We start from the raw sequence: 4,280 nt of genomic DNA, 5'->3' as shown, positions 1-4,280 counted from the left end.
CCCACAGGAGGAAAACACGCCATGACCGCCATCGCAAGGCTCCGGGGTCTGCCCGTTCGCTGCAGTGCAGGCTCTCGGCGCAGGGCCACAGCGCTCGCGCTCTTGCCGGAGTGAGCCGTGCCCTGGCTCAAGCTGCTGCACATCACCTCGGTCATCGTCTGGTGCGGGGCCTTGCTGTACCTGCCCGCGGCCATCGCTGCGGCAGCGGGCCCGGACCGCGCTGCCGCGTTCGATCCGCCGCGGCGGCACGTGCTCCGGGCGGTGTTCACGCTTGTCGCAACGCCGGCGGCGCTGCTGGCGATCGGCTCGGGCACGGCGATCTTCGTGTTCTACGGGCCGCTCGCGCCGTGGCTGATCGCCAAGCTGGCCACCGTGAGCCTGCTGGTGCTCGGCCATGCGGCTTGCGGTGCGCTGATCCTGCGCGCCGAGAGCGACACCGGAGGCGGCGTGCGCGGGCGCTGCTGGGCAATCGCCGGCACCTCGCTGCTGTGGCTGGCAGGCATCGCGTGGCTGGTGCTGCGCAAGCCGTTGTGAGCCGGCGCAGCGCATGAGCGCCGCCGCCCGGCCGCTCCGAAGGGGGCGCTGCGTCCCTCCGAGGAACCGCGCGAAGCACGCCGGCGCACCAGTGAGCCCGCGTGCCGCCGGTTCACTCGCTGGTGTCAACGCCCACGGCGTGTTCATAGACCAGGCGCCCGCCCAGGTAGGCCGCCAGCCCGATGAAGCCGGCCGTCAGGAGCGACATGCCGAAGCCCCAGGGCACCACGTGCAAGCCCGGCTCTTCGCCCAGGCGCAGCAGCCAGTTGAACGTGGCCATCGACAGCATCATCACCGCAATGAGGGCATGGGCCCAGGCCGAGACGAGGCGCCGGATGCGCGCGACGGTGAGCAGGTCCACGAGCCCGGCGAGGCTGGCGCCCCAGCCGCCGATCGCGCCCACACCGGCGAGCCATATGCCGGCCCGCGCCCAGAACGGATCGCCGCTGTTCATGTAAGCCGCGTCCGAGCCGACCAGCGCGATCAAGGCCGCCACCGGGAAGTGAATCATCATCGGGTGCAGCGGATGCCCCGCGATCGCGGCGTGGCTCAGGATGGGTTCGGGCGCGCTCATCGGCGCATTCTGCAGTGCGCCGCGCCGCTGCTGCTGGCCGCCTGCGAAGGCCCGCAGTCGCTGCTGGATCCGGCCGGCCCGTCGGCACGGGCCATCGCCGGCGTGTGGTGGTGGATGTTCGGCGTGGCCGGCGCGGTGCTCCTCTTCGTGGTGATCGTGTGGCTTCTCGCGATGCGGCGCGCGCGCGCATTGCCGGCCGAGCAGGCGAGCCGAGTCGGCCGGCGCTGGATCGTCGGCGGCGGCATCGTGCTGCCCACGGCCGCCATCACCGCCCTGCTCGTCTTTGGCTCGCCGGCCGGGCTGCACCAGCTGCCGCTGCCGGGCGGCGCGCAGGACGGCCGGGCGCCCTTGCGCATCGACGCCATCGGCCACCAGTGGTGGTGGGAACTGCACTATCCCGATACCGGCCTGCGGCTGCGCAACGAGCTGCGCGTGCCGGTGGGGCGGCCCATCGACATCCATACCAGCAGCCGCGACGTGATCCATTCCTTCTGGGTGCCGCGGCTGGGCGGCAAGCTCGACGCCGTGCCCGGCCGCACGTTGGTCGTGCGCCTGCAGGCCGACGAGCCGGGCGTCTTTCGCGGCCAGTGCGCCGAGTTCTGCGGTCTCGGCCATGCGCACATGACGATGACGGTGCGGGCGATGGAGCCCGCCGCTTTCGAGGCCTGGCTGCAGGCCCAGCCCACGGCTGCAGAAGCGAAATCGGCAGCGACAGCGGCAACCTCCGATGACGACTGAGCCCACCGCCCACGCCGCACCGCGCGACCCGGCCGAGCTGCACGACGAGTTCGAGGCCGTCTGGGGCAACCCGACAGGCTGGCGCGCGCTGACGGTCGTCAACCACACCAGCATCGCGCTTCGTTTCATGGTGACCGGCGCGGTGTTCTTCGTGATCGCCGGGCTGCTCTCGATGCTGATACGCACGCAGCTCGCGCTGCCGAACAACGACTTCATGGGCGCGGAGGCCTACAACCAGGCCTTCACCGTGCACGGCACGATGATGATGTTTTTGTTTGCCGTGCCCATCCTCCAGGGACTTGCGGCCTACCTGCTGCCCAAGATGCTGGGCGCGCGCGACCTGGTGTTTCCGCGCCTGTCGGCCTTCGGCTACTGGTGCTACCTGTTCGGCGGCATCATTTTCACGAGCAGCCTGTTCCTTGGCGTGGCGCCGAACGCCGGCTGGTTCATGTACACGCCGCTGTCGAGCGACGTGTACTCGCCGGGGCTGAACTCCGACTTCTGGCTGATCGGCATCACCTTCATCGAGATCGCCACGCTGTCGGCCGGCATCGAGATCACGGTGTCGATCCTGCGCACGCGCGCGGCCGGCATGGGGCTGCACCAGATGCCGATCTTCGCGTGGGCGATGCTGGTCACCTCGATGATGATCGTGGTGGGCTTTCCGCCGCTGGTGCTGGGCTCGATCCTGCTGGAGCTCGAGCGAGCCGCCGGCTGGGCCTTCTTCGACCCCGAGCGCGGCGGCGACCCGGTGCTGTGGCAGCACCTGTTCTGGCTGTTCGGCCACCCCGAGGTCTACATCATCTTCCTGCCGGCCGCGGGCATCGTCTCCACGCTGGTGCCGGTTTTCGCGCGCCGCCCGCTGGTGGGCTACCGCTGGGTCGTGGTGTCGCTGGTGGCCACCGGCTTCATCAGCTTCGGGCTGTGGGTCCACCACATGTTCACGGTCGGCATCCCGGCGCTGGCCCAGGCCTTCTTCTCGGCGGCCAGCATGCTGGTCGCGGTGCCCACCGGCATCCAGTTGTTCGCCTGGATCGCCACGCTGTGGACCGGCCGGCCACTGTGGTCGACTCCGATGCTGTGGATCGCCGGCTTCCTGGTGATCTTCGTGACCGGCGGGCTCACCGGCGTGATGCTGGGTTTCGTGCCCTTCGACTGGCAGGTGCACGACACGCACTTCGTGGTCGCGCATTTCCACTACGTGCTGATCGGCGGCATGCTGTTTCCGCTGCTGGGCGGCGTGTACTACTGGCTGCCGCACTTCAGCGGCCGCATGCCTTCGGAGCGGCTCGCCAAGGCGGGTTTCTGGCTCACCTTCGTCGGCTTCAACGGCACCTTCCTCGTGATGCACTGGACCGGCCTGCTCGGCATGCCGCGCCGCGTCTACACCTACGACGCCGGCCTGGGCTGGGACGGGCCCAACCTGGTCTCGTCCATCTTCAGTTTCCTGATGGCCTTCGGCCTGGCCACCGTGCTGCTCGACTTCGTGCTGCACTTCCGCTACGGCCGCAAGGCGCCCGTGAATCCCTGGCAGGCCGACACCCTGGAGTGGGCCAGCGCAACACCGCCCAGGAGCTACAACTTCGCGAGCCTGCCGCGGCTGGCCACGCGGCATCCGCTGTGGGATCACCCCGATCTGCCGCAAACCATCGCCGAAGGCCGGCACGGGCTGCCGGAGGCCGGCCACGGCCGGCGCGAAACGCTGGGCATCGACCCGCTGAGCGGGCGCCCGCGCGAGGTGATCCACCTGCCGGGTAACACCTGGCTGCCGCTCATTGCCGGCCTGCTGGTCACGCTGATGTGCGTTTCGCTGCTGCTCAAGCTCTATGTCGTGGCCGCCGGCGCTGCGCTTCTGGCGGTCGGCGTGCTGCTGCGCTGGTCGTGGGAAAACGGCGCGCATCCCAAGGCCGCCGCCCACGAGGGGCACGACCTGCCACGCGGGCTGCCGCTGCATTCGCGCAGCTTCGACGGTCCGGGGCTGTGGGGCATGGGCGTGACCCTGCTGGCCGATGCGGCGCTGTACGGCTCGCTGATCTTCGGCTGGCTGTTCCTGTGGACGGTGGCGCCGAACTGGCAGCCGCCGGAGCGTTCGCCCCTTGGCACCTGGCCGCTGGCGGCCGTGACGCTGGCCCTCGTCGCCGGCGTGGGGCTGATGCAACTCAGCGTGCGGCGGCTGCGCCGGCGCGACGACGGCGGCCTGACCGCGCGGCTGCTGCTGGCGGCCGCCTTCGGGCTGCTCGCCTGCGGCGGGCTGGCGGCCCTGATCGTCACCGCACCCCTGTCGCCGACCCGCAGCGCGCACGACGCCATGATCGCCTTCACGCTGGCCTTCCTGCTCGTGCACGGCGCGCTGGCCACGGTGGCGACCGTGCTGCAGGCCTGGCGCGTGCGGCTGGGCTACGTGAGCGCGCTGGCACCGTACGAGCCGGGCGTC

The 4,280-nt window shown here is 70.6% G+C and carries 4 protein-coding genes; 3 read left to right on the top strand and 1 reads right to left on the bottom strand.

Going from position 1 to position 4,280, the window contains the following annotated elements; all coding sequences use genetic code 11:
• Positions 1 to 117 precede the first annotated feature (117 nt).
• Positions 118 to 534, top strand: coding sequence for a CopD family protein (locus tag H0W38_RS17595; RefSeq protein WP_292456482.1), 417 nt, complete (start codon positions 118 to 120; stop codon positions 532 to 534).
• A gap of 112 nt (positions 535 to 646) precedes the next feature.
• On the opposite strand, the gene H0W38_RS17590 is transcribed toward H0W38_RS17595, so the two are convergent.
• Positions 647 to 1,108, bottom strand: a complete 462-nt coding sequence (locus H0W38_RS17590) for a DUF2231 domain-containing protein (RefSeq protein WP_292456480.1) — start codon at positions 1,106 to 1,108, stop codon at positions 647 to 649.
• Between H0W38_RS17590 and coxB the strand changes: the two genes are divergently transcribed.
• Both coxB and ctaD read left to right on the top strand, forming a co-directional pair.
• Positions 1,079 to 1,846, top strand: coding sequence for a cytochrome c oxidase subunit II (coxB, locus tag H0W38_RS17585; protein WP_292456478.1), 768 nt, complete (start codon positions 1,079 to 1,081; stop codon positions 1,844 to 1,846). The genes H0W38_RS17590 and coxB overlap by 30 nt on opposite strands.
• A partial coding sequence (ctaD, locus tag H0W38_RS17580; RefSeq protein ID WP_292456476.1) for a cytochrome c oxidase subunit I occupies positions 1,836 to 4,280 on the top strand: 2,445 nt, incomplete at its 3' end. The genes coxB and ctaD, both read left to right, overlap by 11 nt.

The organism is Methylibium sp. (assembly GCF_013817365.1).
GTDB lineage: Bacteria > Pseudomonadota > Gammaproteobacteria > Burkholderiales > Burkholderiaceae_C > Methylibium.
This window is presented reverse-complemented; position numbering and strand designations above follow the sequence as displayed.